The sequence below is a fragment of the Streptomyces sp. CHD11 genome, assembly GCF_018638295.1.
Lineage (GTDB): Bacteria > Actinomycetota > Actinomycetes > Streptomycetales > Streptomycetaceae > Streptomyces.
Genome location: NZ_JABTTS010000006.1, coordinates 17,686 through 42,993, shown reverse-complemented (window position 1 = coordinate 42,993; position 25,308 = coordinate 17,686). Strand labels below are relative to the sequence as shown.

At 73.5% G+C, this 25,308-nt stretch carries 20 protein-coding genes, 1 other RNA gene, 3 pseudogenes and 1 riboswitch; of the genes and pseudogenes, 13 read left to right on the top strand and 11 right to left on the bottom strand.

Going from position 1 to position 25,308, the window contains the following annotated elements:
• Positions 1–39: 39 nt before the first annotated feature.
• The 4 genes and pseudogenes from HTV45_RS07935 to HTV45_RS07920 form a co-directional block, all read right to left on the bottom strand.
• On the bottom strand, positions 40–738 hold the full coding sequence (locus HTV45_RS07935; protein WP_215204928.1) for a hypothetical protein: 699 nt from the start codon (positions 736–738) through the stop codon (positions 40–42).
• A 315-nt stretch (positions 739–1,053) separates the two neighbouring features.
• Complete coding sequence (locus HTV45_RS07930; protein ID WP_215204927.1) at positions 1,054–4,725, bottom strand: tetratricopeptide repeat protein; 3,672 nt, start codon at positions 4,723–4,725, stop codon at positions 1,054–1,056.
• A gap of 717 nt (positions 4,726–5,442) precedes the next feature.
• Positions 5,443–5,847, bottom strand: an RNA gene (gene rnpB / locus HTV45_RS07925) — RNase P RNA component class A.
• A gap of 77 nt (positions 5,848–5,924) precedes the next feature.
• Positions 5,925–6,050, bottom strand: a pseudogene (locus tag HTV45_RS07920) (Uma2 family endonuclease); the annotation flags it as partial.
• Between HTV45_RS07920 and HTV45_RS07915 the strand changes: the two are divergent.
• The 4 genes and pseudogenes from HTV45_RS07915 to HTV45_RS07905 form a co-directional block, all read left to right on the top strand.
• A pseudogene (locus tag HTV45_RS07915) lies at positions 6,051–6,309 on the top strand (hypothetical protein); the annotation flags it as partial.
• Positions 6,310–6,456: 147 nt separating this feature from the next.
• Positions 6,457–6,693: pseudogene (locus HTV45_RS35005) on the top strand (hypothetical protein); the annotation flags it as partial.
• 27 nt (positions 6,694–6,720) lie between these two features.
• Positions 6,721–7,503, top strand: a complete 783-nt coding sequence (gene yaaA / locus HTV45_RS07910) for a peroxide stress protein YaaA (RefSeq protein WP_215204926.1) — start codon at positions 6,721–6,723, stop codon at positions 7,501–7,503.
• An 83-nt stretch (positions 7,504–7,586) separates the two neighbouring features.
• Positions 7,587–8,246: a bifunctional 4-hydroxy-2-oxoglutarate aldolase/2-dehydro-3-deoxy-phosphogluconate aldolase gene (locus HTV45_RS07905; RefSeq protein ID WP_215204925.1), complete on the top strand. Its 660-nt coding sequence runs from the start codon at positions 7,587–7,589 to the stop codon at positions 8,244–8,246.
• Here the strand turns inward: HTV45_RS07905 and HTV45_RS07900 are convergent.
• From HTV45_RS07900 to HTV45_RS07890, 3 genes are read right to left on the bottom strand one after another with little or no spacing between them, the layout of a single operon-like run.
• Positions 8,243–9,505, bottom strand: a complete 1,263-nt coding sequence (locus tag HTV45_RS07900; RefSeq protein ID WP_215204924.1) for a bifunctional RNase H/acid phosphatase — start codon at positions 9,503–9,505, stop codon at positions 8,243–8,245. The genes HTV45_RS07905 and HTV45_RS07900 overlap by 4 nt on opposite strands.
• 12 nt (positions 9,506–9,517) lie before the next feature.
• Complete coding sequence (locus HTV45_RS07895; RefSeq protein ID WP_215205092.1) at positions 9,518–10,261, bottom strand: zinc ribbon domain-containing protein; 744 nt, start codon at positions 10,259–10,261, stop codon at positions 9,518–9,520.
• A complete protein-coding gene (locus HTV45_RS07890; protein ID WP_215204923.1) occupies positions 10,258–11,184 on the bottom strand; it encodes a Nif3-like dinuclear metal center hexameric protein in 927 nt (308 codons plus the stop codon). Before HTV45_RS07890 ends, HTV45_RS07895 begins: the two co-directional genes overlap by 4 nt.
• Positions 11,185–11,395: 211 nt before the next feature.
• On the opposite strand from HTV45_RS07890, the gene HTV45_RS07885 reads away from it, so the two are divergent.
• Positions 11,396–12,634 carry a hypothetical protein gene (locus HTV45_RS07885; protein ID WP_215204922.1) on the top strand — a complete coding sequence of 413 codons (1,239 nt, stop codon included), beginning with the start codon at positions 11,396–11,398 and terminating at the stop codon, positions 12,632–12,634.
• A gap of 97 nt (positions 12,635–12,731) precedes the next feature.
• Positions 12,732–12,899 carry a hypothetical protein gene (locus HTV45_RS07880; RefSeq protein WP_215204921.1) on the top strand — a complete coding sequence of 56 codons (168 nt, stop codon included), beginning with the start codon at positions 12,732–12,734 and terminating at the stop codon, positions 12,897–12,899.
• A gap of 336 nt (positions 12,900–13,235) precedes the next feature.
• Here the strand turns inward: HTV45_RS07880 and HTV45_RS07875 are convergent, their stop codons facing one another.
• Positions 13,236–14,666, bottom strand: a complete 1,431-nt coding sequence (locus tag HTV45_RS07875) for a DHA2 family efflux MFS transporter permease subunit (RefSeq protein WP_215204920.1) — start codon at positions 14,664–14,666, stop codon at positions 13,236–13,238.
• Positions 14,667–15,065: 399 nt separating this feature from the next.
• On the opposite strand from HTV45_RS07875, the gene HTV45_RS07870 reads away from it, so the two are divergent.
• The 4 genes from HTV45_RS07870 (at position 15,066) to HTV45_RS07855 (ending at position 18,252) form a co-directional block, all read left to right on the top strand.
• Complete coding sequence (locus tag HTV45_RS07870; RefSeq protein WP_215204919.1) at positions 15,066–15,716, top strand: class I SAM-dependent methyltransferase; 651 nt, start codon at positions 15,066–15,068, stop codon at positions 15,714–15,716.
• An 18-nt stretch (positions 15,717–15,734) separates the two neighbouring features.
• Positions 15,735–16,709, top strand: a complete 975-nt coding sequence (locus HTV45_RS07865) for an N-acetylmuramoyl-L-alanine amidase (protein ID WP_215204918.1) — start codon at positions 15,735–15,737, stop codon at positions 16,707–16,709.
• A gap of 144 nt (positions 16,710–16,853) precedes the next feature.
• Positions 16,854–17,702, top strand: coding sequence for a DUF5336 domain-containing protein (locus HTV45_RS07860; protein ID WP_215204917.1), 849 nt, complete (start codon positions 16,854–16,856; stop codon positions 17,700–17,702).
• A 256-nt stretch (positions 17,703–17,958) separates the two neighbouring features.
• Complete coding sequence (locus tag HTV45_RS07855; RefSeq protein ID WP_215204916.1) at positions 17,959–18,252, top strand: hypothetical protein; 294 nt, start codon at positions 17,959–17,961, stop codon at positions 18,250–18,252.
• A 146-nt stretch (positions 18,253–18,398) separates the two neighbouring features.
• Here HTV45_RS07855 and HTV45_RS07850 read toward each other — a convergent pair whose 3' ends face one another.
• Genes HTV45_RS07850 through HTV45_RS07840 form a run of 3 tightly spaced genes read right to left on the bottom strand, consistent with a single transcriptional unit; the run spans position 18,399 to position 21,738 of the window.
• Complete coding sequence (locus tag HTV45_RS07850; RefSeq protein WP_215204915.1) at positions 18,399–19,493, bottom strand: prenyltransferase; 1,095 nt, start codon at positions 19,491–19,493, stop codon at positions 18,399–18,401.
• Positions 19,490–20,242, bottom strand: coding sequence for a class I SAM-dependent methyltransferase (locus HTV45_RS07845; protein WP_215204914.1), 753 nt, complete (start codon positions 20,240–20,242; stop codon positions 19,490–19,492). The genes HTV45_RS07850 and HTV45_RS07845 overlap by 4 nt, the downstream gene beginning before the upstream one ends.
• Positions 20,236–21,738: a glycosyltransferase family 4 protein gene (locus tag HTV45_RS07840; RefSeq protein ID WP_215204913.1), complete on the bottom strand. Its 1,503-nt coding sequence runs from the start codon at positions 21,736–21,738 to the stop codon at positions 20,236–20,238. The genes HTV45_RS07845 and HTV45_RS07840 overlap by 7 nt, the downstream gene beginning before the upstream one ends.
• A gap of 206 nt (positions 21,739–21,944) precedes the next feature.
• Between HTV45_RS07840 and HTV45_RS07835 the strand changes: the two genes are divergently transcribed.
• The 3 genes from HTV45_RS07835 (at position 21,945) to HTV45_RS07825 (ending at position 25,270) form a co-directional block, all read left to right on the top strand.
• The gene (locus tag HTV45_RS07835) at positions 21,945–22,697 is read left to right on the top strand and encodes a TetR family transcriptional regulator (RefSeq protein WP_215204912.1); all 753 of its coding nucleotides are present in this window, start codon (positions 21,945–21,947) and stop codon (positions 22,695–22,697) included.
• Positions 22,698–23,216: 519 nt separating this feature from the next.
• Positions 23,217–23,289: riboswitch (cobalamin riboswitch) on the top strand.
• 131 nt (positions 23,290–23,420) lie between these two features.
• Positions 23,421–24,638, top strand: a complete 1,218-nt coding sequence (locus HTV45_RS07830) for a prenyltransferase/squalene oxidase repeat-containing protein (protein ID WP_215204911.1) — start codon at positions 23,421–23,423, stop codon at positions 24,636–24,638.
• On the top strand, positions 24,635–25,270 hold the full coding sequence (locus tag HTV45_RS07825) for an SCO2322 family protein (RefSeq protein WP_215204910.1): 636 nt from the start codon (positions 24,635–24,637) through the stop codon (positions 25,268–25,270). Before HTV45_RS07830 ends, HTV45_RS07825 begins: the two co-directional genes overlap by 4 nt.
• The last annotated feature ends 38 nt before the right edge of the window (positions 25,271–25,308 follow it).

Below are 25,308 nucleotides of genomic sequence, written 5' to 3'. Positions count from 1 at the left end.
TGTCTGCCCGGGCTCGTGCGTGGTCCGGGTGTCGAAGGGTCAGGACGTCAGCACGGCGTCACCGAGTCCGCCTCTGGTCGAGACGCGGTCCGGGTCGCCCGACTTCAGCAGTGCGCAGACGATCATGATCTGGTCCTGACCCGAGATGTCGACGGACAGATCGGCCGTGTCGCTGGACCGGAACTCGACCGCCTTGCCTATCTGCTCCCCGGAAGCACCCAGCACCTTGAGCTCGGCGACGGAGCCGATCGCGTTGTCGACGTCGGTGGGAAGACCAAGGGTCGCCTCCAGCCGCTTGTACCCGCTCGTGCTGTACGTGACGCTGTCGTCGCCGGAGGTGTCGCAACCGAGCTTGATGCTCCTGGGATAGGAATCGCCCAGCATCACCACCGGGTCCCTGTCGTACGACCCCCGGTATTCCACGGCGTCGAGATCGGCGAGATACACCCGCGCGGGACGTTCCGACGAGGAGTCCTCCGGTCGTGGATCCTCCGTGGTCGGCGTGGAGCCGGGCGTCCCGGAGCTCCCCGTCGGTTCCGGTGCCGCCGTCACGGTCTCCGTGGCCTGGACCGTGACGGTCTCGGCCGGCTGCGGGCCATCGGCCTGACTACGGTTCTCACTCACCCGACCGGTGAAGAATCCCGTCGCGATGGTGACCACGCTCACGACACACAGCTCGGCCCACCTCGGTCCGATCTGCCAGCGTGACCTGCCCGGCTTCTCCTTGGTCAGTCCCATGAGTCCCCCCGTCATGCAACCGCTCGCAATCCGGTGCCGCAAGGAAATCCCAAAGGGCCACCTACAGCCGCGCGTTGGGGTTCCTGCGGCTACAGCGAGCCGAGGCGACTCACTTTAAGGGGACGGACGCACTACGACCCCTGATACTCGAACGGCCTAACGGATCAGTGGGAGCACAAGGCGCTCACGAGGAGCGCGCAACGCAGCACCTCGCGCCCCCTCCGGCACACACCGCACGTGCCGGCGAACCGCCCCGCCTCGGGGACGGCGCCGGTGTGCACGGAACAGAGGGACGCCCGCGCGCTGTTCGGTGGGTCAGGACCACTCGCCGAGCAGGGCCGACACCGGCTCCGGCAAGGGGGGTTCACCGCCCGGGGTCAGGGAGGGGCTCAGACGGCGCAGCAGCGGCACGTACTCCCATCCCGCCGGCCGGGACGCCAGCGCCAGGGCCCGGGCGCGGTGTCGCTCCCCCGTCTCCGTGCGGCCCAGGCCGCGCAAGATGTCCCCGCGCGCCGCGTGGGCCTCGGCGGCGAACCACCGGTACTCACCCTCCCCGCGGTGGTCGAAGCCGTCGGCCAGCACCCGCAGTGCCCGCTGCGGCTCGCTCACCGCACACGCGCGGGCCAGGGCGATACGGATCGGGAGTTCCTCCTGGACCAGGACGAACTGCCGGGTCCGGCCCAGGGCCTGTTCCAGCAGCGGCAGGGCGTCACCGGGCCGTCCGATCTCGACCAGGCACTGGCCGGTGAGGCGGGTGGCCTCGATGAGCGGGGCGGCGTAACCGCTGCGGCGGGCACCCGCGAGAGCGAGGGACCGCTCCCCCAGGCGCAGCGCCCGTTCGGGCTCACCCGCCCACAGAGCGAGTTCTCCGTCTCGCAGGGCGAGCCATTCCTGCGTCGGGTAGGCGCTGCCGAGGCGCTCCCGCAGCCGTACTACCTCCTTCACCGACCGGCCGCTCTGCGCCAGGACCAGCGCAAGGTAGGTCAGTGGCACCGAGGTGTCCGCCGAGTTGGCCAGGGCGTGGCGCACCGCGGCCACCGCTGCCTCGCAGGCTTCTTCCAGGGCGTCGGTGTAGAGCAGGACGGAGGCCAGGTTGCTCCACGCCCCGGGATCGGCGCCCCGGCCCGGGGTGCGCAAAGCTTCCCGGAGCAATTCGGCGGCACGTGTGTTGTGGCCGAGCCACTGATACGTCAGCGCGGCGGCGTTGTGGACGCCGGCCCGGATCTGGGGCACACGCAGCGGGCTGTCCCCCCGCATGCCGTGCGGCCACAGGCGGTTGAGCAGGGTCATCCGTTCCTGGTGCTCGCGGATCGCGAAGGTGAGCGGTGAGTGGAGGGTACGCAGGTAGTACGACGCGGCCTCGTCATAGGCGGCGGTGAGAGCGGGGTCGGCGTCCGCCCGGTCGCACAGGGCGTGGAAGACCTCGAGCGGACCGCGCAGATCCCCCAGTCCGCGCACTCGCGACGGCACCACGTCCTCGCCCTTGGCCCGCAGCTCGGAAAGGACGGCCAAGGCGACCGCCCCTCCGTCACCCTCACGCGCCAGCGCCGCCTTGACGACCGGGTGCATGGACCAGCGGACGGCACCCTCGCCATCGGTGAGCCGGCCCATCAGACCGAGGCCGGCGAGCCGGGAGAGCGTGCGCTCCGTCGTGTCGGCACGCTCGGCCCGGTCGCCGAGCCGCCGGAGCATGGCGTGCACCTCGGCGGTCGTCCAGGCGTCGGCGGCGGAGGCGGCCACACGGGCTGTTCGGCGTTCGCGGTCCGACAGGGCGGTCACCACCATTTCGAGGACCGCGGCACTGGCCACGGCGACCTCGTCGGTGACCTGTTCCGGGATGCCGCTGCGGGCGACGGCCGTGGCCAGTTCACCCGGAGCGACGAGGCGGGAGCCGAGCGCCCGGCAGACGATCTGCATCAGGAGCGGGTGACCGCCTGTCAGGCGTTTGATCTCGGTGGCCAGTACCGGGTCACCGGACACCCCGAACCGTCTGCTGAGCAGGTCGCTCTCCTCGGTGTCCAGGGGCCCGAGATCGAGGTGGGCGACCTGCCGGGACTCTTCGAGCTGAGGCGGCACGAGCCGGGTGGTGACCAGGAGCCTGGAGTCGCCCCCGGCGAGCACCCCCTCGATCAGGGCTGCGAGCCGCTCGTCGACGACCCCGAGGCCGATACCGCCGTCACCGGGTCCGCTTCCACTGCCGGTGTCCTCTCCGTCGGCTTCGGCCGGCGGTCCGCTGGGCCGACCGCGGCCGTCACCGTGCTGATAGACCGGCAACTGCCGTTCCAGGGCATCCAGTACCAGCAGACAGCGACGGGTCCGCAGTACGGACAGCGCACGGGACAGGTCGGTTTCGGTCCCCGCGGGTGATGACGGACCCGCGAGAGCGGCGAGGGAGCCGACGAGAGCCCCGGCCTCGCCGCCGAGGTCGGAGAAGGACCACCACACCCCCACGTCGAAGGCGCTGTGCTCCCGCCGCTGCACATCGGTGAGACCCGTCTGCAGAAAGCTCCACATCATGGCCGACTTGCCCATGCCGCCCACCGCCCGCACCACCAGTGCCCGGGGCGTGTCCGGACCGGAGCCGGCCACGAACGTCCGGACGACCTCCGTCTCGCGCTGCCGCCCGACCAGCCCTCCGGGGGCCGTCAGCAGCCCGTACCCGTTCGTCGCGATCCAGTGGATCGGCCGGGGCGCCGCTGCGGCGGGCTCCCCCGGGCGGGTCGGGTGGGGATCGAAGCGGCAGATCAGGGGTGAACGCCGGGGACCGGCCGGCAGACTGGCGTCCGGCCGCAGTGCTGTGAGTGCCGCGTGTGCGGCCCGGGCCGCCAGGCGGAAGAACCACCAGCGGCCCCACTCACCGTGCCTCACATAGGACAGGTGGACCATGGCACAGGCGAGTACGGACAACAGGTACTGGCGGTGCCAGGACTCCCGATGGCTCGGCGGCAGAGTGTCGTGGCAAGTGCGGTGAATGGCCCGGACCGACGCGTCCAGGCTCTGCGGCAGCAGCCCGGAGGGCTCCTCCCTCCACGGGTCGAGGACGAGATCGATCAGGTTCTCCGCCGCCTCGCCACGCCGTGTGCCGTGCTCCACGGACGACAGGTGGTCGCCACACAGCGACAGCACGAGCGCGACGACGTCGCGGCTCAGCGGGGCGTCGGGTGCGTAGTGCGAGAGATCGATGAGACGGATCGCCGGACTTCCGTCGGCCCGCGCGAGTCGGCCGCGCAGCGGGACGAGCACATTGCCCTGATGCAGGTCACCATGGGCGTGGCCGGTCAGGCAGTCGACCATGGCGGAGCCGAGCACAGACTCCGGGCGCAGGGCCGTCGCCGGGTTCGGCAGCAACCGCGGCTCCGGCTCGTCGGGCATCGCGACCCAGTCCTCGCCGGGCGACAGGAGCCGGCGGGAGTCGGCCCACCGGTACGCCGTCCGGCCGGGGGACAGCGCGTTGTGCACCTCGTCGCGCAGGTACTCGGCCACCGTCGGCGCGGGTCTGCGCAGAACCTGACGGCGGTCGGCCCCGTTCCAGTCCACGAGCAGCAGCCGGACCAGGGCCGCGCAGGCTGCCGGCAGGTCGGCCGTCCGGATCTTCTCCAGGGTGTCGGTGTTCGACAGGTCCTCCTCCACCGACTGGAACATGACCCGGCGCCCGTCGGCCAGGTCCAGCGGTGGAAAGGGCTGCAGCACCATGTGCCGGTCGGCGAAGTCCGGCGCCGACGCCCGTGCCCGGTCGTGCCGGTCGGTTTCAGCGGCCTCCTCGGAGGCCGGCAGTACCTTGACGATCAGGTAGTCGTCGCCGTCGTCCTGCCGGGTGTGCAGGACTCGCGCGAGCACGGCGCCGCTGTAGCCCTGGCGCTGCCAGCGCGTGGAGGGCTGCCGCAGCCGTCCGTCGAACGCCGTGCGCAGGGCCGCGGCGACGCCGGTGTCGAACAGCCCGGCGAGATCGTCGCCGGCCGGATCCTCGGTACGGGTGCCAGTGGTCATGCGTGTCCCGGGCACGATGCCGGCCGGCCGTCGTGGCACGGGCCACCCGGCCGAGCCCGCCCGCGGCCCCCGCCAGGCCCCGACACGCGGCTACCGCCATGTCCGTCCACCGGCTCCGGCAGTCCGTGCGCGGCGCCGTCAACTCCACAAGCGGAGGAGGGAGGTTCGTGCCTGGGGCTGTGCAGTGCGGGCGTCCGGTCGCCGGAGCCGAACGGCAGGCTGCCGCAGCCGTACGTCCTGTCACGAGACCCGTGGCCCCGGGCCCAGCGGCGCCTCCCGCGCCCCGGGTCGTCAGAGGGCCGGTGCGGGACCGTCCGCAGGGACCGCCGCGGCACCCTACGCGGCGACGTCGAAGGTGTCCGTGGACCCATGCTGCCCCCTGACCGTCGGACGATCCCCGTGGGCCTCTGCACCCACCGCGGCCGGACTCCGGGGACATGCCCAGGAGCCGTGCGCCGTAAGCCTTCCGTGCCCGAGGTCGCTTCCTCGGGCCGACCGTGGCCGCAGAAGACCGCGCGGGACGTGATCGGACTCGGCTGGGTGTCCGCGCCGCGCTGTCCGGACAGCTCCGCACGCCAGGATTCCTCAGGGATTCCAGCGCTGTCCGACGGACTTCCGAGGGATGTTTCGCCCCTGACACGGCCAGCCCTCGAAAGATCGAAAAGAGCCTCCGACGCAGGTCACAGGCCCTTTCCAAGGCAAAGCCGCAGGAAGCGGCAGACGAGTCGGGCTGTACGCCGGGTTCTGTTCCCGGGGTTCCTCGCGGAGCCCCGGGCGACGGCCATCCATCTAGGGCCGGCGTTGCCGCCGGCCTCGTGCGGTCTACCCGCGGACTCGGGCGGGCAGCCCTCGATCGTCCGCGCAGAGCGCCTTTTACAGCGGCTCCTTTTGACCTTGCTCCGGGTGGGGTTTACCTAGCCGCCTGAGTCGCCTCAGGCGCTGGTGGTCTCTTACACCACCGTTTCACCCTTACCGGGGACCGAGGTCTCCGGCGGTCTGTTTTCTGTGGCACTGTCCCGCGGGTCACCCCGGGTGGCCGTTAGCCATCACCCTGCCCTGTGGAGCCCGGACGTTCCTCGGGAAGTCCCGTGAGGGACTCCACGCGGCCGCCCGCCCGGCTCGTCTGCCGTGTGGACCATGGTACCGGGCGCAAGCGGGGCTCCGGCGCGGTGGCCTCGTCGGGGCCGGTCCGGTGAGGATCAGAGGAAGTCGGCGGTGTCCAGGTCGAAGGCGAAGGGGGCGGGGAGGGTCAGCGGCTTACCGAGGGGGCGGGTGCAGTTCTCCCGGTAGTCGTCCCCTTCCGGGTCGCTGAACAGTGTGATCGAGCCGGCGGGGTGCGGATCCGGCGGGCCGTGCACGTGGATCTGCGGATACCGCGGGAGCGGATCGGCTCCGTCCCGGCGTGAGCTGCGGATGACGCACGAGGCCGCGGACGGCGTGCTCGATCTGGCCGTCGGCTCGCAGACGAACGTCACGGTCGAGCTCACCGGGCCGGTCACCCATGTCACCCTCCTCGGCGGCCGCCGCGAGGTCTCCGTGGTGCGTGTGCACGCGGACGACGCCGACGGGCTCGTACGGGCCTTGACGGCCCGCCCGGCTGTGGTCCCCTCTCCCCCCGTGATGTCCTCCGACCGGACAGCTCGGGCAGCGGCGGAAGGGGCACCGCCCGTGGCGGGCGAGGAGGGGCGGGCGGACGCCCCGCGAGCGGTACCGGAGCCCTGAGCGGTCCCGCTCCACCGGGACTGCTCCGGTCGCGACGAACTGATCACCGCACTGATCCGGGACGCCTGCCGCGGCCTCGCCGACGCCTTCCGCGCCGCCCTGCGCCGCGCGCCGACCTTCTGGCCCGGTCCCGTCCGCACGGCGCCCTCTCGCTGGAGCCGGCGGGGCCACTTCACGGGCATGGGCTTCGACCCGGCCCCGCTGTACGGCGCCGAGCTGGGGAAACTGCCACAGGACGTACCCTGACGGACGGGTTCGACCGAAGGAGTACGTGTGCTTGTCCTGCTGCCGCCGTCCGAAGGCAAGGCCGCTTCCGGCCGCGGCGCCCCGCTGAAGCCGGAATCCCTGTCGCTGCCCGGTCTGGCCACCGCGCGGGAGGCGGTGCTCACCGAGCTGGTGGACCTGTGCGCGGGTGACGAGGACAAGGCGCGCGAGGTGCTCGGGCTGAGCGAGGGGCTGCGGGGCGAGGTCGCGAAGAACGCCGGACTGCGCACCGCCGGGGCCCGGCCCGCCGGGGAGATCTACACCGGCGTGCTGTACGACGCCCTGGACCTGGCGTCCCTGGACGCGCCGGCGAAGCGGCGCGCGGCGAAGTCGCTGCTGGTCTTCTCCGGGTTGTGGGGTGCCGTCCGGGTCACCGACCGGATCCCCTCCTACCGCTGCTCGATGGGCGTGAAGCTGCCCGCGCTCGGGGCGCTGAGCGGGCACTGGCGCGCTCCGATGGCGGAGGTGCTGCCCGAGGCGGCGGGTGACGGGCTGGTCCTCGACCTGCGGTCGGCGGCGTACGCGGCGGCCTGGCGGCCGAAGGGCGAGGTGGCCGGGCGGACGGCGACGGTGCGCGTGCTGCACGCGCCGACCCGGAAGGTGGTCAGCCACTTCAACAAGGCGACCAAGGGGCGGATCGTACGGAGCCTGCTGACGGCCGGGGCGGGTCCGAAGGACCCCGCCGGACTGGTGGAGGCGCTGCGGGACCTCGGATACGAGGTGGAGGTGGCGGCGCCGGCCAGGGCGGGGGCGGCCTGGGCGCTGGATGTGCTGGTGGACGAGGTGCACTGAGGGCGCCGAATCCAGTACATCCACGCGTTGCACCCTGCGCAACATCCTTTGCACAGGGTGCGGCGGGGCGGCAGGATGACGGCATGAGCTCACCCCTGCCCTTCTCTCCCTCTCCCTCGTCCTCTTCTCCCTCCGTGCTGGATCTCGCGCCCGTCCTGCCCGTCGTCGTCATCGATGACGCCGCCGACGCCGTACCGCTGGCGCGTGCGCTGGTGGCCGGGGGGCTGCCCGCGATCGAGGTGACCCTGCGGACACCCGCCGCGCTCGACGCGATCCGGGCGATCGCCGGCGCGGTGCCGGAGGCCGTGGTGGGCGCCGGGACCGTCATCACGCCGGGGCAGGCGGGCGAGGCGGTGTCGGCCGGGGCGCGGTTCCTGGTCAGCCCGGGGTGGACGGACGTGCTGCTGGAGGCGATGCGGGCGTCCGGGGTGCCGTTCCTGCCGGGGGTGTCGACCACCTCCGAGGTGGTGGCGCTGCTTGAGCGGGGGGTGCGGGAGATGAAGTTCTTCCCGGCGCGGGCGGCGGGCGGGACGGCGTATCTGAAGTCGCTCGCCGGGCCGCTTCCGCAGGCCCGGTTCTGTCCGACCGGAGGCATCGGTCCCGACTCCGCGCCGGACTATCTCGCCCTGCCCAACGTGGGCTGCGTGGGCGGGAGCTGGATGCTTCCGGCGGAGGCGGTGGCCGCGCGCGACTGGGCACGGATCGAGGCGCTGGCGCGGCAGGCGTCGGAGCTGAGGGCCTAGCGCAGGTGCGAGGTGTCGTTGAACAGGCGGACGCTGGCGTTGCCGTCGGCGTAGTACGCCACGGCGGAGAGTGAGGCGGCGGACAGTTCCATCCGGAACAGCGCCTCGGGCGGGGCGCCCAGGGCCAGCCGTACGAGCGTCTTGATCGGTGTCACGTGGGTGACGAGCAGGACGGTGCGGCCGGCGTACGCGGCAACCAGCCGGTCGCGGGCCGCGGAGACCCGGGCCGCGGTGGCCGCGAAGCTCTCGCCGCCGCCGGTGGGCTCGGCGTCCGGAGAGGAGAGCCAGGCGTTCAGGTCGTCGGGGTGACGCTCGCGGACCTCGCCGAAGGTGAGTCCCTCCCAGGCGCCGAAGTCGGTCTCGCGCAGTCCGTCCTCCACGCTCACGTCGAGCCCGAGGCGGGCGGCGACGATACCGGCGGTCTCGCGGGTGCGGGCGAGCGGTGAGGCGACGACGGCCTGGACGGTGCCACGCCGGGCGAGCGCCTCGGCGACCCTCTCGGCCTGCCCCCGCCCGGTGCCGGAAAGGGAGGGGTCGCTGCCGCCGCTGCCCGAGAAGCGCTTCTGCGGGGTCAGCGGCGTCTCCCCGTGCCGCAGCAGCACGAAGGTGGCCGGCGCTCCCATGTCGGCGGGCGCCCACCCGGCGGCGGGGGCGGCGACGGCCCGCGCGGCCCGCAGATCGGCCTCCGCGGAGGGGTTCCGGGACGCCGGGGCCAGGGCCGCGCGGACGCGGGCGGCGCCCGCCGACGCGTCGGCGGGCGGGCCGGGGCGGTCCGGCGAGGCCGACGGCACGGGGTCGGCGGGCGGTGCGGACAGGTCGGCGAGGGAGGTCGCCGGTGACCAGGTCTCGCCCCGCTTGCCCGCGTCCATCGCCTCGTTCGCCAGGCGGTCGGCGTGCTTGTTCCGCTCGCGGGGGATCCACTCGTACGTCACCCGCTCCGGCGGGAGGACGCGTGCCGCCTCCGCCGCCAGCGGCCTCATCGCGGGGTGCTTGATCTTCCAGCGGCCCGTCATCTGCTCGACGACGAGCTTGGAGTCCATCCGGACGTGGACCCGTGCCCCGGGGTCCAGTGCGCGGGCGGCGTTCAGGCCGGCCAGCAGGCCCCGGTACTCGGCGACGTTGTTGGTGGCGACACCGATGTACTCGGCCGCCTCCGCCAGGGTCTCCCCCGTCGCCGCGTCGCTCACCACGGCCCCGTAACCCGCGGGCCCCGGGTTGCCCCGCGACCCGCCGTCCGCCTCGACGATGAACTCCCGCACGGTCAGGAACCCCTACAGCCCCGACTCGGACGTACGCACCAGGATGCGACGGCAGTTCTCGCAGCGCACCACCGTGTCGGGGGCGGCGGAGCGGATCTCGTTCAGCTCGGTGATGGCGAGCTCCTGGCGGCAGCCCTGGCAGCTGCGGGCGTACAGCTTGGCAGCGCCGACACCGCCCTGCTGCGCGCGCAGCTTGTCGTACAGGCTCAGCAGCGCCGGGGGCACGGAGCCCGAGATGACCTCGCGCTCCTTCGTCACGGAGGCCACCTCTCCGTCGATCCCCTCCACGGCCGTGTCGCGCCGCACGGTGGCGTCGTCGATCCTCCCCTGTACGGAGCCGACCCGCTCGGTCAGTTCGGCGACCCGCTCCTGTGCGGACTCCCGGCGCTCCATGACCTCCAGGACGACGTCCTCGAGGTCGCCCTGCCGCTTGGCGAGGGAGGCGATCTCGCGCTGGAGGTTCTCCAGGTCCTTGGGCGAGGAGACGGCCCCCGAGTCGAGGCGCTTCTGGTCGCGGACGGCACGCTGGCGCACCTGGTCGACGTCCTGCTCGGCCTTGGTCTGCTCGCGGGCGCAGTCGCTCTCCTCGGTCTGCGCGGCGACGAGCAGGTCGCGCAGCTGCGCGAGGTCCCGGTTCAGCGACTCGATCTCGTCGTGCTCGGGAAGCGACCTGCGCTTGTGGGCGAGCTGCTGGAGACGGACGTCGAGGTCCTGGACGTCGAGGAGTCGGATCTGGTCGGCGGGCTCGGCGTTCAGTTGGGGGCTCCAGAGGTGTCGGAATCGGAAGGGACGCGCGCGGCGCTCCCCGGAAGGGCGGTGGCGGGCGACGGGCGGGCGGCGGACGACGCCGCGTGGGCGGTCCAGGGGTCGGTGACCGCCTTCGAGACATGGACCCTGAGGTCCCACCCGTGGCGGTCGGAGATCTCGTCGAGCTGCGCCGCGGCCAGTTCGCACCAGGGCCACTCGGTGGCCCAGTGCGCCGCGTCGAGCAGCGCGAGGGGTCGGTGGCCGCGGGCCGCCGTCTCCATGGCCTCCGAGGCCGGGTGGTGGCGCAGGTCCGCGGTGAGGAAGGCGTCCACGCCGGCGGCCCGGACGTGGTCGAAGAGACTGTCGCCGGATCCGCCGCTGACGGCGACCGTGCGGACGAGCGCGTCGGGGTCGCCGGCGGCGCGGATGCCCTGCGCGGTGGCGGGGAGCCGTTCGGCGGCGCGAACGGCGAGTTCGCGGACGGTCAGCGGGTGGTCCGGTTCGCAGACGCGTCCCAGGCCCCGGCGGCCGTCCGGATCGGACGGGTCCGGCACGAGGGGCCGCACCACCCTGAGGCCCAGGGCGCCGGCGAGGGCGTCGGAGACACCCGGGTCGGCGGTGTCGGCGTTGGTGTGGGCGACGTGCAGCGCGATGTCGTTCCTGATGAGGGTGTGCACCACGCGGCCCTTGAAGGTGGAGGCCGCGACCGTGGTCGTGCCGCGCAGGTAGAGCGGGTGGTGGGTGACGAGCAGATCGGCGCCCAGTGCCACCGCCTCGTCGACGGTCTCCTGGACCGGGTCGACGGCGAACAGCACCCGCCCCACCCGCTGGTCGGGCTCGCCCACGACGGTGCCGACCGCGTCCCAGGACTCGGCCCGCTCGGCGGGCCACAGGTTCTCCAGCGCGGCGATGACTTCTGACAGACGGGGCACGCCGCCAAGGCTACCTGGCCGGCCTGCGCGCCCGAACCGGCGCCGCTCTGGCCGGGAGCGGACGGCGCTCCCCGTGCCGGCTCGTGGAGCACAACGCCTCCTCGTCCTCAGGCGAATCGTTCCTGGAGCACCCTTATGTGTGAAGCGGGGGTCCGGCGGTCCCTCGCCGGAGGGGCGATAACTACCGTTAGTCACCGGAGGTGACCGAACGATGACGGTCTGTGCCATCGAACCTGCGACGGGACACGAGAACGGAGCCGGGCGGGCGGGCTGCGCCATCACCGCGGACGGGGGCTACGCCGCACGCCTCGCCCTCGCCGGCGAGTCCTTCTTCCCGGAGCGCTGGACCCTGGGCGGCCCCGAGCCGTACGCGGTGCCCCTGCCCGGCAACCAGCCCGAGGAGCCCGGTACGGAGGTGCAGCCGCTCGGGGACGGGCGGGTCCTCATCCACCGGCTGGTGGACGGACGGCACGCCTTCTCCCTGCTGTACCCGGCCGGCGCGGGCACCGGGGAGCTGCCGCTCGGGACGGTCGGATCCCCCGAGGAGGTCACGCCGGTGCGGCTGCTGCCGCCCGCGCCGGGCGGGGAGCGGGCGTACGCCCTCGCCGTGGGCCGGGAGTCGACCACGGTGTGGCTGGTCGCGGGCGGAGCACACGGGCCGGAGCGGGTCGCGGAGGTCTCCGGCCGCTGCTCGGGCGGCGTGTGGCTGGACCGGGAGGGACGGATGCTCGCCCTGGACCGGGAGAGCGGCGGGCGCACCAAGGCGGTCGTGGTCGACCTGGGGCGCGGCGGCGAGATGTCCCCGCTGTTGCAGATCACCGACGGGAGCGACGACCGGGTGCTGCTCGCCGACCCGGACAGCGGTCTGCTGCTGATCCGCTCGGACGCGGCCTCACCGGGGCGTGACCGGCTCGGCTGGGGGGTGCTGGGCAGCACGCTGCCGGTGCGCTTCCCGGAGTGTCTGCGGCTGCCGGACTGCACGGTGACGCCGTTCGCGATCCAGCCGGGGCAGATGCTGGCCCCGGAGGGGTGCGCGGTGGCGCTGCGGATCGACGGCGGGGCGCGCAGCTGGGTCGGGGTGTGGCGGCCCGCCGAGCGGACCGTGCGCCATGTGCCGGCCCCGGCGGGGTGGCTGGCCGGGGCCGGGCTGTGGACGGCGGACGGGGTTCTGCGGCTGCCGTATGCCACCCGGTCGGTGCCGTGCGGTGTGGCGGTCCTGCGGGTGCCGGGGCAGGAGCCGCGGCGGGAAGGGCTGGAGGTCCGCCCGCCGTCGGACGTCCGGGGAGCCCCGCCGGGTGAACTGCCCGCGGAGCGAACAGGGTCGGAGATGGTCTCCGGTGAACTGCCGTCCGCCGACGCCCCGGTGGCGTACGGAGTCTGCGAATCCCTGTCCGCACCCCGCCCCGTGCCCCTGCAACAGGCGCCTCTGGGACGGCTTGTAACGAAGTAGTGGCGGTCGGCGTGGCCGCCTGGATCCGGTGCGCGGTGTGCCGGTTAGACTCGCCCGGCTGTAGGAAAGATCGTGTTTACGGGGTGAATTCCTTCTGATGAGCGACGTCATGACACACCAGGCGCAGTCCACCGAGGACGGCCAGAGCACTGCCGGGCACGGCAGGCATCGGGGACCGGTCTCCACGCAGGAGCCCGACGTGTCCCCGCGCGGCCGTCACCGCAGGCCGGCACCGGAGAACGAGCACGCGGAGTCGGCTGCCTGACGGTTCGCCGGGCACGGGTGGTCATCCGCCCGTCTGTCCCTGTCCGTCCGGATCGGCCCCGCCCGTCGCACACCGACGGGCGGGGCCGTCCGCCGTTCACCGGTTCTGCCCGGCGCAGCCGGCCGGCGCCGTGACGTGGTGCTTCCGTCACCGTCCGCCCGCATGGTTCCGTCCTGGCCCGGACGAGGTGGTGTCACGGACCCGAGCCGCCGACCGACGAAGGCACCGGGCCCGACGTCACGACACCGGCACCGGCACCGGTCATCACGAACCCGCGGCCCCACAGAGCGGACCGGCTCGGCGCACCCCCGCCCGCCGCCCGCCGGCCGGCCGGGCCTACCGCACCGCCGCCGGCCGTCTCGGCAGCCATATCCACATCAGGGCGGCGCCGACCGCCAGCACGACCGCCCCCGTACCGAAGACCAGCGCGTATCCCGCCGTCAGCGCCTCCGGGGTCCGGACTCCCGCCGTGCGGGTCGCCGCGATGGTCGCCATCACGGCGAGGCCCAGGGAGCCGCCCATCGTGCGGGAGGTGTTGACCAGGCCGGAGACCAGGCCGGCCTCCCCCGGTGCCGCGCCGGACGTGGCCACCGCGGCGAGCGGGGTCCCGGCGAGGCCGGCGCCCAGCATCATCAGGATGCCGGGGATCATGATCGCGGTCGGATACGCCCCGTCGGCGGTCATCGTCGACTGCCAGCCGAACCCGGCCACCGCGATCAGTGTGCCGAGCACCGCCACCGCGCGCGGTCCCGCCGTGCGCATCAGCCGGGGCGCGAGTTTGGAGCCGAGGATCACGGCGAGCGAGCTCGGCACCAGGGCGAGGCCCGCCTCCAGCGGGGTGTAGCCGAGCACGTTCTGGGCGTACAGGGTCATGAAGAACCACATGCAGAACATCGCGGAGCCGCTCAGGAACATCCCCACGTTCGCCGACGCCACCGACCGCACCCGCAGCAGCCCGAGCGGCATCAGCGGAGCCCTGGTCCGCGCCTCGACGAGGAGAAAGAGCGCGATCAGGGCGAGCCCCGCGCACAGCGGCACCAGGGCGGCCCCCGCCATCCAGCCCTCCGCCTCGGTTCGCGAGATCCCGTACGCCAGGGTGGCGAGGCCGGCCGTCACCAGCACCGCGCCCGGCAGGTCGAGCCGCCGCCCGTCCCCGGCCCGGCTCTCGGCCAGCCACAGGGCGGCCCCGGCCAGGACGACCGCGCCGACCGGCACGTTGATCAGCAGCACCCACCGCCACGACAGCGCGTCCACCAGCAGCCCGCCGACGAACCCGCCGGCCGCGCCACCGCCCGCCCCGACGGCCGTCCAGGTCGCGATGGCGCGGGCACGGGCCGCGCCCTCCGGTACGGCGGAGGTGACGATGGTCAGGGTGGAGGGCGCCAGCACGGCCGCCCCCAGCCCCTGCACCGCCCGCGCCAGCAGCAGTTGCCAGCCCTCCTGGGCCAGCCCGCCCGCCAGCGAGGCCAGCGTGAACAGGCCGAGGCCGACGAGGAACATGCGCTTGCGCCCGTAGAGGTCGCCGGCGCGTCCGCCGAGCAGCATGAAGCCGGCGAAGGCGATGGAATACGCGTTGACCACCCACTGGAGCCCCTGCTCGTCCAGCGCCAGCGCCGTACGCATCGACGGCAGCGCGACGTTCACCACCGAGATGTCGAGCACGACGAGGAACTGTCCGGCGCAGGCCAGCGCCACCACCAGCCACATGGGGGGTGAGGTGCGTCCGGGCATGCGGGTGGTGTCGGTGGTTTCGAGCATGAGTGCCATGCTCTCAGCCGGTCCGTGTCCCCTGCATCGGCATTTCGGCCCATGCGGCCTCGGTCCATCGGACCGGGCGCTTCCGGTGTCAGCGGTCCGCCCGCCCCCACTCAGGGGACGGGCGGAACCGTCGCCGCCGGCAGACCGGAGCGCGGGCGACCGCGTGCGGGGCGTCCCGGAGGGCCGCCGTGACCGCTCGCCGGGCGCGACCGGCCCCACGGACGGCGCCCTGTCGGCTTCCTGCCCCGACCCGGCCGCCGGCTCGGGCTCCGGGAGGCCCGGCGAGGTGGGGGCGGGCACCACTCGCGCCCGGCACCCGGTACCCGGTACCCCTGCTCACTCCGCCGGCCGGCGGTACGGCAGCATGGCCCCGTGGACGCACGTACGACCTCGGGAGAGGCACGCCTCATGTCAGTCGCACCCGAGCCCGCGATCCTGGCCGCGTTCGAGGCGGCGAAGGGTTTCATGCCGGTGGACGAGGGCCTGGCCCTGTACGCGGCGGCGGCCGGCGCGGGGCGGCTGGGCCTGCCACTGCTGGAGGTGGGCACCTACTGCGGCCGCTCCACGATCCTGCTCGCCGACGCGGCCCGCGCGGCCGGTGTCACCGCGCTCACCGTGGACCACCACCGCGGCAGTGAGGAGCAGCAGCCCGGCTGGGACTACCACGACCCGGAGACCGTCGACCCCGAACTGGGTCTGATGGACACGCTCCCCGCCTTCCGCCGCACCCTGCACCGGGCGGGCCTGGAGGACCACGTGGTCGCCCTGGTCGGCCGCTCGCCGCAGATCGCGGCCCTGTGGGCGTCCCCGCTCGGCCTGGTCTTCATCGACGGCGGCCACACCGACGCACACGCCACCGCGGACTACGAGGGCTGGGCGCCGCACGTCGCCGAGGGCGGTCTCCTCGTCATCCACGACGTCTTCCCCGACCCGGCCGACGAGTTCACCGGCCAGGCCCCCTACCGCGTCTACCTCCGGGCGCTCGCGTCCGGCGCGTTCACCGAGGTGTCGGCCACCGGCTCCCTGCGCGTACTGCGCCGTACCGGGGCAGGCCGCTGACACCGTTAGGGTGGCTGCGTGTCGTACACAGGTCCCGGTTTCGAACCTTCCCAGCCCCGGCGGTCCCGGCGTCGTCCACTGACCGTGGCACTCGCCGCGCTCGTCTCCGGCGGGCTGCTCGGCTGGGCGGTGTACGCGGCCGTGGGCGGCCCCGGTGACGGCGGGACCTCACCGAGTGCCTCCGCTTCCGGGACCGCCTCCGAGACCGCCTCGTCCCGGACGCCGCCGCCCGGTGGCGGCGACACCAAGCCCAGCGCCTCCGCGACCACGCGGTCCCCCTCGGCCTCCGCCCCCGCCGCCTCCGGGCCGCTCGAGGGCAAGGTCGTCGTCATCGACCCGGGGCACAACCCGACCAACTTCCAGCACACCACCGAGATCAACCGCCAGGTGGACATCGGGACCAACAGCAAGGCGTGCGACACCACCGGCACCACCACCAACGACGGTTACGCCGAAGCGAAGTTCACCCTCGACGTCGCCCACCGGATGCGTACGCTCCTCGAGGAGCAGGGCGCCACCGTGGAGTTGACCCAGGACGCCGACCGGCCGTTCGGACCGTGTGTGGACGAGCGCGCCCGGATCGGCAACGAGGCGAAGGCGGACGCCGTCGTCTCGATCCACGCGGACGGCTCCGGCACCGGGAACCGCGGCTTCCATGTGATCCTCCCCGGCGCCGTGAACGCGGGCGCCGCCGACACCCGCGCCATCGTCGGCCCTTCGCGCGACCTCGGTGAGCGCATCGCGGGCAGCTTCGTCCGCGTCACCGGCAGCGCGCCCTCCAACTACGCGGGCGCGGGCAGCGGACTCGTCACGCGTAAGGACCTGGGCGGTCTCAATCTGTCAACGGTTCCCAAGGTGTTCATCGAGTGCGGCAACATGCGCGATAGCAAGGACGCGGCACTGCTGACCAGCGGTGCCTGGCGGCAGAAAGCGGCGCAAGGGATTTCCGACGGAATCGTGAGTTTCCTGCGCGGGCCTGGCACACCGCAGTGATCCAGGCGGACAGCCTGATCGTACGGACGATAGTGTCGTCCGCACGATGAGGGGCCACCCCCGCGCTTCCCACCGGATCCCTTCGGGCGACATGGTGACAGCGACGCCTCTTCCGACGACGAGACGACCTACGAAGGACCTGAAGTGAATATCCGCTCCCTCACTCGAGGCGACGGCGTGGTGATCGGTGCAGCGGTATTGCTGTTCATCGCGTCCTTCCTCGACCTCTACTCCGTCGACGGCGCGCCCGACAGCCTCGACCTTCCCAGCCTGTGGTCGAGCGGGCCGGTGCTGCTCGGCGTCGTGCTGGCGGGAATCATCGGCGCGGCGCTCGTCGTCGTCTCCCGTGGCCTGCCCCAGACTCCGAAGGTCGCGGGGCTCGACCTCGCCCAGTTCGGTGTGGCCTTCACGGTGTTCGCCGCGTGGAGCGCGCTCGGCAACATCTTCGACGTGGCCGGCGGCGCCGACAACTTCGGCGGCGGGGGTGACGGCCCCGATGCCGGCACCGGTCTGATCCTCGCCCTCATCGCCACGCTGATCATGGCCGCCGCGGCCGTCGCCACTCCCCTGGTCCCCGCTCTCAAGGGGTCCCTCCTCCCGGCCGCCGGCCCCTCCGCCCCGCAGCCCTACGGCGGTCAGCCGCCCGGTGGTTACGGCTACCCGGGCGCGGGCGGCCAGCAGCCGGCCTCCTTCGGCGGTCAGCCGCAGCCGGGCCAGCCCGGTCAGCCGGGGCAGCAGCCCTTCCCGGGCCAGCCGCAGCCGGCCCAGCCCGCCGCCGCTCCGGCGCCCGCCGGGGACTTCTCGCCGTTCTGGTTCGCCGTGCCGGTGCCCAGGCCGCTGTTCCCGGAGGACGGCTCGCCCACGCCGATCGCCGAACTGGCCCCCGGTACCTGGTACCTGGCGGTCGAGCAGCGCGGTCAGGCGCTCGTCGCGCAGACGCAGGACGGCCGTCGCGGCGTCCTCCAGGACACCTCGGGCATCCAGCGCGGCTGATCCCTGGGCCCCTCCTCGTCACGGCCCCCCGTCCTCCCGGGCGGGGGGCCGTTGTCGTCGCTGCCGCTGCTGAAGGCGGATCGAGGACCGGCACCCCGGTCTCCTCGCGGCGGAGTACCGGCAGCGCGGTCCGCAGGCGTGGCGGCTGCTGCTGACCCACCGCTGAGCCGCACCGGCGTCGCGCCGTCACCCCGCGTCTCCCCGACCGGCGTCGACGCCCAGGTTTCAACCGGACGTTCGGGGCCAGTCGGAAAGCATGTCCCCTCGATATCGCTCTGGTTCCACCTCCGCGGGGACGGTCATCGCGGTGATCGCGGACATCATGGCCGTCATCCTCGGACTGTGGATTCTGATGTACCTGCTGGACGCCAACCGGGCCAATGACCTGGTCCAGTTCGTCCATGACGCGGCCAACTGGCTCGCCGCCTGGTCGCGTGACCTGTTCACCTTCGACGAGGAGTGGGCGCGGGTGGTCGCCGGCTACGGACTCGCGGCCGTCGTCTACCTGTTCATCGGCCACGCCATCGCCGGCCGCCTCCGCCGGCACTGACCGGTACCACGCCCCCCGCGCCACAGCGCGGATCACGTGACCCGGGGGTGCGTCCGGGGGCATCACCCCCCGGCGGACCAGCACCGTCGACGAGAAGTGGGCGCGGGTGGTCGCCGGGTACGGACTCGCCGTCCGGGACCGCCGGTTCAGGCGAGCGCGCAGCAGTCCGGGTCAAGGCCCCTGGGCAGGCGGTCGCCGCCGAAGACCGCGCAGGTGGGCTCGTGACCGCCGAGCGCGGCGACGGCCAGCAGCAGTGAGCCCGCCGTCCATGACGTCAGCTCGCGCGGCCATATGGCGTCGTCGTCGAAGACGTACCCCGTCCAGTACAGGCCGGTCTCCGGATCGCGCAGGTGCCGGATCGACTGGAGCACCTCCAGCGCACGGTCGGACTCGCCCATCGCCCAGAGCGCCAGGGCGAGTTCGGCCGACTCACCGCCCGTCACCCACGGGTTGGGCACCACGCACCGCACGCCGAGGCCGGGTACGACGAACCGCTCCCAGCCCTCCTCGATACGGGACTTGGCCTCCGCACCGGTCAGCGCACCGCCGAGGACCGGGTAGTACCAGTCCATCGAGTAGCGGTCCTTGTCCAGGAACCGCTCCGGGTGGTGCCGGATGGCGTGCCGCAGCGCACCCGCCGCCAGCTCCCAGTCGGGCTGCGGCTCTTCGCGCTGCTCGGCGATGGCCAGCGCGCAGCGCAGCGCGTGGTGGACGGAGGAGGAGCCGGTGAGCAGCGCGTCCGCCGTGGGGGTGCCGTCGTCGTCGCGCCGCCAGCCGATCTGCCCGCCGGGCTGCTGCAGCCGCAGGACGAACTCCACCGCCGCGCACACGGTCGGCCACGCGCGGTCGAGGAACGTGTCGTCACCGGTGGAGAGATAGTGGTGCCACAGCCCGACCGCGATGTAGGCGACGAAGTTCGTCTCCCGGCCCCGGTCGGTGATGTCGAGCGGGTCCCCGTCGGCGTAGGCCGCGTACCAGGAGCCGTCCTCCAACTGGTGCCGGGCCAGCCACAGGTAGGCCCGCTCGGCGGCCTCGTGCTCGCCCGCCGTGTCCAGCGCCATCGCCGCCTCGACGTGGTCCCAGGGATCGAGGTGGTGCCCCCGGAACCACGGGATCGCGCCGTCCTCCCGCTGCACGGCGAGGATGCCGGCGACGGTCGCCGCGGCCTGGTCCGCCGTCAGGACACCGGGCAGGACGAGGTGTTCGATCCGGGGGGACCAGGGGGACCTGGAGGTTGTCACGTGGCGTCCGCCTCGGCTCCCGCGTGGGCGCGCGGCAGGTGCGGCTTGGTCGCGTACGCCACGAAACTCTTGCCGATCACCGGGTTCAGCGCCCGCTCGGCGACCCGGGTGGCCAGCGGCTTCTTCATGATGTCCCAGACCAGCAGCTTGTGGTAGGCCCGCACCGGCAGCGCCTTGTCGTTGTCCACGCCGAACGCGCACTTCAGCCACCAGTACGGCGAGTGCAGCGCGTGCGCGTGATGGCTGCCGTACGGCCGCAGGCCCGCCTCACGGATCTTCGCCAGCAGCTCGTCCGCCCGGTAGATGCGGATGTGACCGCCCTCGACCTCGTGGTAGGCGTCGGACAGCGTCCAGCACACCTTCTCCGGGCCGTAGCGCGGCACGGTGACGGCGATCCGGCCGCCGGGCCTGAGCACCCGCACCATCTCGGCGAGTACGCCCTTGTCGTCGGGGATGTGCTCCATCACCTCGGAGATGATGACGACGTCGAAGGACTCGTCGGGGAACGGCAGGGCGAGGGCGTCGCCCTCCATCGCCGTCGCGGTGGCACCGGCGGGCGCCTCCCCGGCCTCCTTCATCGCCGCGAACCACTTGGCGACCTCGCGGATCTCTTCGGCGTTCCGGTCCAGCGCCACGACCCGCGCACCGCGCCGGTAGCACTCGAAGGCGTGCCGTCCGGCCCCGCAGCCGAGGTCCAGGACACGGTCGCCCGGGGCGAGCGGGAACCGGGAGAAGTCGACGGTCAGCACGTGGCCCTGCTTTCACGGTCGGAGCGGTCGGAGGTGTCGGCTGCGGTCACGGGTACGGCACCCGCGTCGGCGAGGGCGTCACGGACCGCGCCCGGGTCCGCGAGGACGCCGGGGACGGCAGCCGGGGCGGCCGGGGCATCCGGGGCATCCGGGGCCGGGTGGAGGGCCGCCGGGCCGGCGGCCCGTGTGTCCCGGCCCGCGCGGGCCATCGCCTCGCGGTAGCGGGCCACCGTGCCCTCGGCGGCGCGCGCCCAGGTGAAGTTGCGCAGCACCCGCTCGCGCCCGGCCGCTCCGAGCCGTGCCCGCAGCTCCGGGTCCCCGAGCAGCCGGGTCAGCGCGGCGGCCAGCGCCCCCGGGTCACCGGGCGGCACGGCCAGACAGGTCTCCCCGTCCCGCCCCGCGACCTCGGGGATCGCCCCGCCGGTCGTGGCGACCAGCGGGGTGCCCGTGGCCATGGCCTCGGCGGCGGGCAGGGAGAAGCCCTCGTACAGCGACGGCACGCACGCGACCTGCGCCGACCGCACCAGATCGACGAGTTCGGCGTCCGAGATGCCCTTGACGAACTCGACGGCGCCCTCGACGCCGTACCGCTCCATGGCCTGCGCCACGGGCCCCTCCGCGGGCCGCTTGCCGACCACGACGAGATGGGCGTCGGGCTGCTCGGCCCGTACCTTCGCCAGCGCCTCGACGAGGAAGACCAGCCCCTTCAGCGGCACGTCCGCGCTGGAGGTGGTCACGATCCGCCCCGGCACGACCGCCACCGACGGATCGGGCGCGAACAGGTCGGTGTCGGCGCCGATGTGGACGACGTGGATACGGTCCCGCCGTACGCCGAGATCCTCGATGATCTCCCCGCGGGAGGTACCGGAGACGGTCAGCACGGACGGCAGCCGGCGCGCCACCCGCTTCTGCATCCGCGTGAAGGCGTACCAGCGGCGCACGGAGAACCGCCGCCTCCGGTTCTCGGCGGCGGCCAGCTCCAGGCGCCGGTCGACGGTGATGGGGTGGTGGATGGTCGTCACCAGGGGGGCGCCGACGTCACCGAGGAGGCCGTAGCCGAGCGTCTGGTTGTCGTGGACGACGTCGAAGTCGCCGCGCCGGGCGCGCAGATGCCGGCGGGCGCGCAGGGAGAACGTCAGCGGCTCGGGGAAACCGCCGGTCCACATCGTGCCGACCTCGAGCGCGTCGATCCAGTCGCGGTACTCGCCGCGCCCGGGCGTGCGGAAGGGGTCCGGCTGGCGGTAGAGGTCGAGGCTGGGCAGCTCGGTGAGGCTCAGCCCGTCGTAGCCCTCGTCGAGCACGGCGTAGGGCTGGGCGCCGATGACCTCGACGCGGTGCCCGAGACGGGCGAGTTCCCGGGAGAGGTGGCGCACGTAGACGCCCTGGCCACCGCAGAACGGGTTTCCCTTATAGGTGAGGAGTGCGATCCGGAGCGGTCGCAAGCCGTCGGATGCGGGGCCCGCCGAGGGCCCGGCCTGACTGGCCTCAGCGGTCACTCTGGGCCCCCTTCTCCCTGCACTGTCCCGCGACATTACGCCGGGACGCTAATCTAGAACAAGTTTCAGAGTTGATCGTCCGGAGGATCTGAATCTACCGGCAGGTAGGAACGCTGTGAGCAGTGGATCAGGTGATTCACGCCACGGCGGACGGCGTGCCATGCTGTCCGATCATTCCTCCTCACCGACTGTCACGGACGGGACCCATGCCCGCGGAAGCCAACAGGAACAGGGCGACCAAGGCGGCCCACGCGGCTGATCAGGCCGGCACGGCCGGTGCGACCGGTGCCGTGCGGGCAGCCACCGCGGAGAGGGCCGACCGGGCCGATCCGGCGGCGCGGACGGAAGCCGGCGCCCCGCGCACCGACCCCGCCTCCCCCCTCACCGAGCGCCAGGAGGCGCGCAGGCGCCGCATCCTCCAGGCGTGCGCGCAACTGGCCGGGCGGGGCGGTTTCGACGCGGTGCAGATGCGTGAGGTCGCGGAGTCCTCACAGGTGGCGCTGGGGACGCTGTACCGCTACTTCCCGTCCAAGATCCATCTGCTGGTCGCCACGATGCAGGACCAGCTGGAGCACCTGCACGGAACGCTGCGGAAGAAGCCGCCGACCGGTGAGACCGCCGCCGAGCGGGTCGCGGAGACCCTGATGGGGGCCTTCCGCGCACTCCAGCGCGAGCCGCAGCTGGCCGACGCGATGGTGCGCGCCCTGACCTTCGCGGACCGCAGTGTGAGCGCGGAGGTCGACCAGGTCTCCCGGCAGACCACGATGATCATCCTGGACGCCATGGGGCTCACCGATCCGACGCCGGACCAGCTCTCGGCCGTCCGCGTCATCGAGCACACCTGGCACTCGGCGCTGATCACCTGGCTCTCGGGGCGCGCCTCCGTCGCACAGGTCGGAACCGACATCGAGACGGCGTGCCGGCTGGTCGACCTGACGGCCCCGAGCGATGCCCCCTGAGTCGGCCGGACACCCGCCGAAAGTTTCGAGATTCTCCCTTGAGCGCCACCGACGGCTCCCCCACCCCGGACCACCCGCCGGTCAGCTCGCCATCCACCGTGCGCACATGGTTGACCCACACCTCTCCCGACCGTATCGTCACCGCAGAAATTCGGAGCCGAGTCCGAATGTTTCGCCACCGCAGGACCGCACAGCACGACCGCACAGCACGACCGCACAGCACGACGTCCCCGCCGAGGGCACATCACGGGCCCTCGGCGGAGGACGGGCACGCGCATCGGCATACCCGCACCACAGGCCGGCTCCCGCACGCCGTCCTGACCTCACCCGCCCCTGCCGGGCCGGGCCGGCCCGCGCCCGCACACCCCCTCCCCGGGGAGTGCGGGTGCGAGCCAGGTCCCACCACCGCCGTGACCTCGGTCACCCCCGGGGCGGCCGCCGCTCCCGTCTCCCGCAACCGGCCCCGGCCCGGCCCCGGCAGGCGGGTAGAGTGGCGGCGTCGTCATCACACCCGTACGGGGGGAAGCCGGTGCAACTCCGGCGCTGACCCGCAACCGTGAGCCGTCCGCAGGGACGGTGAGCCGGACTGCCCCGCACGGATCGTGACCGGCTCACGTGCCCGGCAGTCCGCCGGCGCACGGGCACCGTCGAGGTATACGGAGCCGAGCCGCCCGGGGTGTCCCGCGCTGCCCGGCCCTCTTCAGGGAGAGGCACCCGCCGATCATGAACGTCCGCCGCAGCGCAGCGGTTCTGGCCGCCGTCGCCGTGATCGGCGCCGCCGCACCGGCCGCAGCCGACTCGTCCCCGTCCGCGTCACCGCCGGCGCTCCCCACCGCTCTCTACGGTGACAGCGACCCCCAGTACGACGGCGTCTGGCGCCAGTCGCTCGCCCTGCTCGCCCAGCACACGGCCGGCGCCGAACCGCCGAAGGCCGCCGTCGACTGGCTGACCGGCCAGCAGTGCGCGGACGGCTCCTTCGCCCCGTACCGCGCCGACACCTCGAAGGCGTGCGACGACACCACGACGGTCGACACCAACCAGACCGCCGCCGCCGTGCAGGCCCTCGCCGCGCTCGGCGGGCACGACGCCGTGACGGACAAGGCCGTCGCCTGGCTGAAGTCCGTACAGAACAAGGACGGCGGCTGGGGCTACACCGCGGGCGGCGCGAGCGACACCAACTCCACCTCGGTCGTCGTCGGCGCCCTGGCCGCCGCCGGTGAGAAGCCGGCCGAGGTGACGAAGGACGGCAAGTCCGCCCACGACGCCCTGCTGGAACTGGAGCTCGGCTGCGAGGCCGACGGCGCGGGCGCCTTCGCCTTCCAGCCGGACAAGAAGGGCGAGCTGCTCGCCAACGCGGACGCGACGGCGGCGGGCATACTCGGCTCGCTCGGCGCGGGCCTGGCCGCGGGTCCCGGCGAGACCGCGACGGCCGGCACCGCCTGTGAGGAGGCGGACAGCCCCGAGCAGGCCGCCGCCAACGGCGCCGCCTACCTCACGGACGCCCTCGCCGGTAGCGGCCACCTCGTCTCCTCGCTCCCCGGCGCCGAGGACCAGCCCGACTACGGCAACACCGCCGACGCGGTCGTCGCCCTCGCCGCGCAGGGCTCCACCGGGCAGGCCGGAAAGGCCGCGGCCTGGCTGGAGAAGAACGCCACCGGCTGGGCCGCCCAGAGCGGGCCCGCCGCCTACGCCCAGCTGATCTTCGCGGCCCACGCGACCGGCACCGACCCGCGCGCCTTCGGAGGCACCGACCTGGTCGAGCGGCTGGCGGCGACGGGCCCGGCCCCCGAGAAGGCCACCGGCGCGGCCGAGTCCGAGGAGGAGAAGAAGGACGACTCCGGCCCGGGATCCGGCGTCTGGTGGCTCGTCGGCGTCTGCCTGATCGCCGGCACCGGTCTCGGCTTCCTGCTCCGCGGCCGCGCGAAGAAGCGGCAGCCGTGATCCGCCGGGCCACCGTACTGGTCCTGGCCGCGCTCCTGCCCCTGCTGGCGGGGGCGGGCCAGGCCCAGGCCGCCGGTTACCGCTACTGGTCCTTCTGGGAGCAGGACGGCACGGCATGGACGTACGCCACGCAGGGCCCGTCCCTCGCCCGCCCCGCCGACGGTGACGTCCACGGCTTCCGCTTCTCCGTCAGCGAGAACTCCGGCGACGCGGCCGAGCCCCGGGGCACCGCCGGTTTCGACACCATCTGCGCGAAGACCCCGGCGCGGGACGGCATGAAGCGCGTGGCGCTGGTCATCGACTTCGGCACCCCCGCCGACGCCCCCTCCGGCGAGACACCGCCGGCGGGCCGCACGGCCTGCGCCCAGGTCCCGGAGAAGGCCACCACGGCCGAGGCCCTGGCGGCGGTCGCCAAGCCTCTCCGCTATGACGCCAACGCCCTGCTGTGCGCGATATCGGGCTACCCGGAGCGGGGCTGCGGGGAACAGGTGTCGGCGGAGAAGGACCCGGCGCCCGCGGAGAAGGAGCCGAAGGCGGACGACTCCGGTCCGTCGGTGGGCCTGCTGGCCGGAATCGCCGTCGTGGCCGTCCTCGGAGCCGCAGCGATCTGGCAGGTCCGCCGCCGTGCCTGAGGACGGACGGTCGCGCCGCCTGCGGCGGGGGTGCTCCC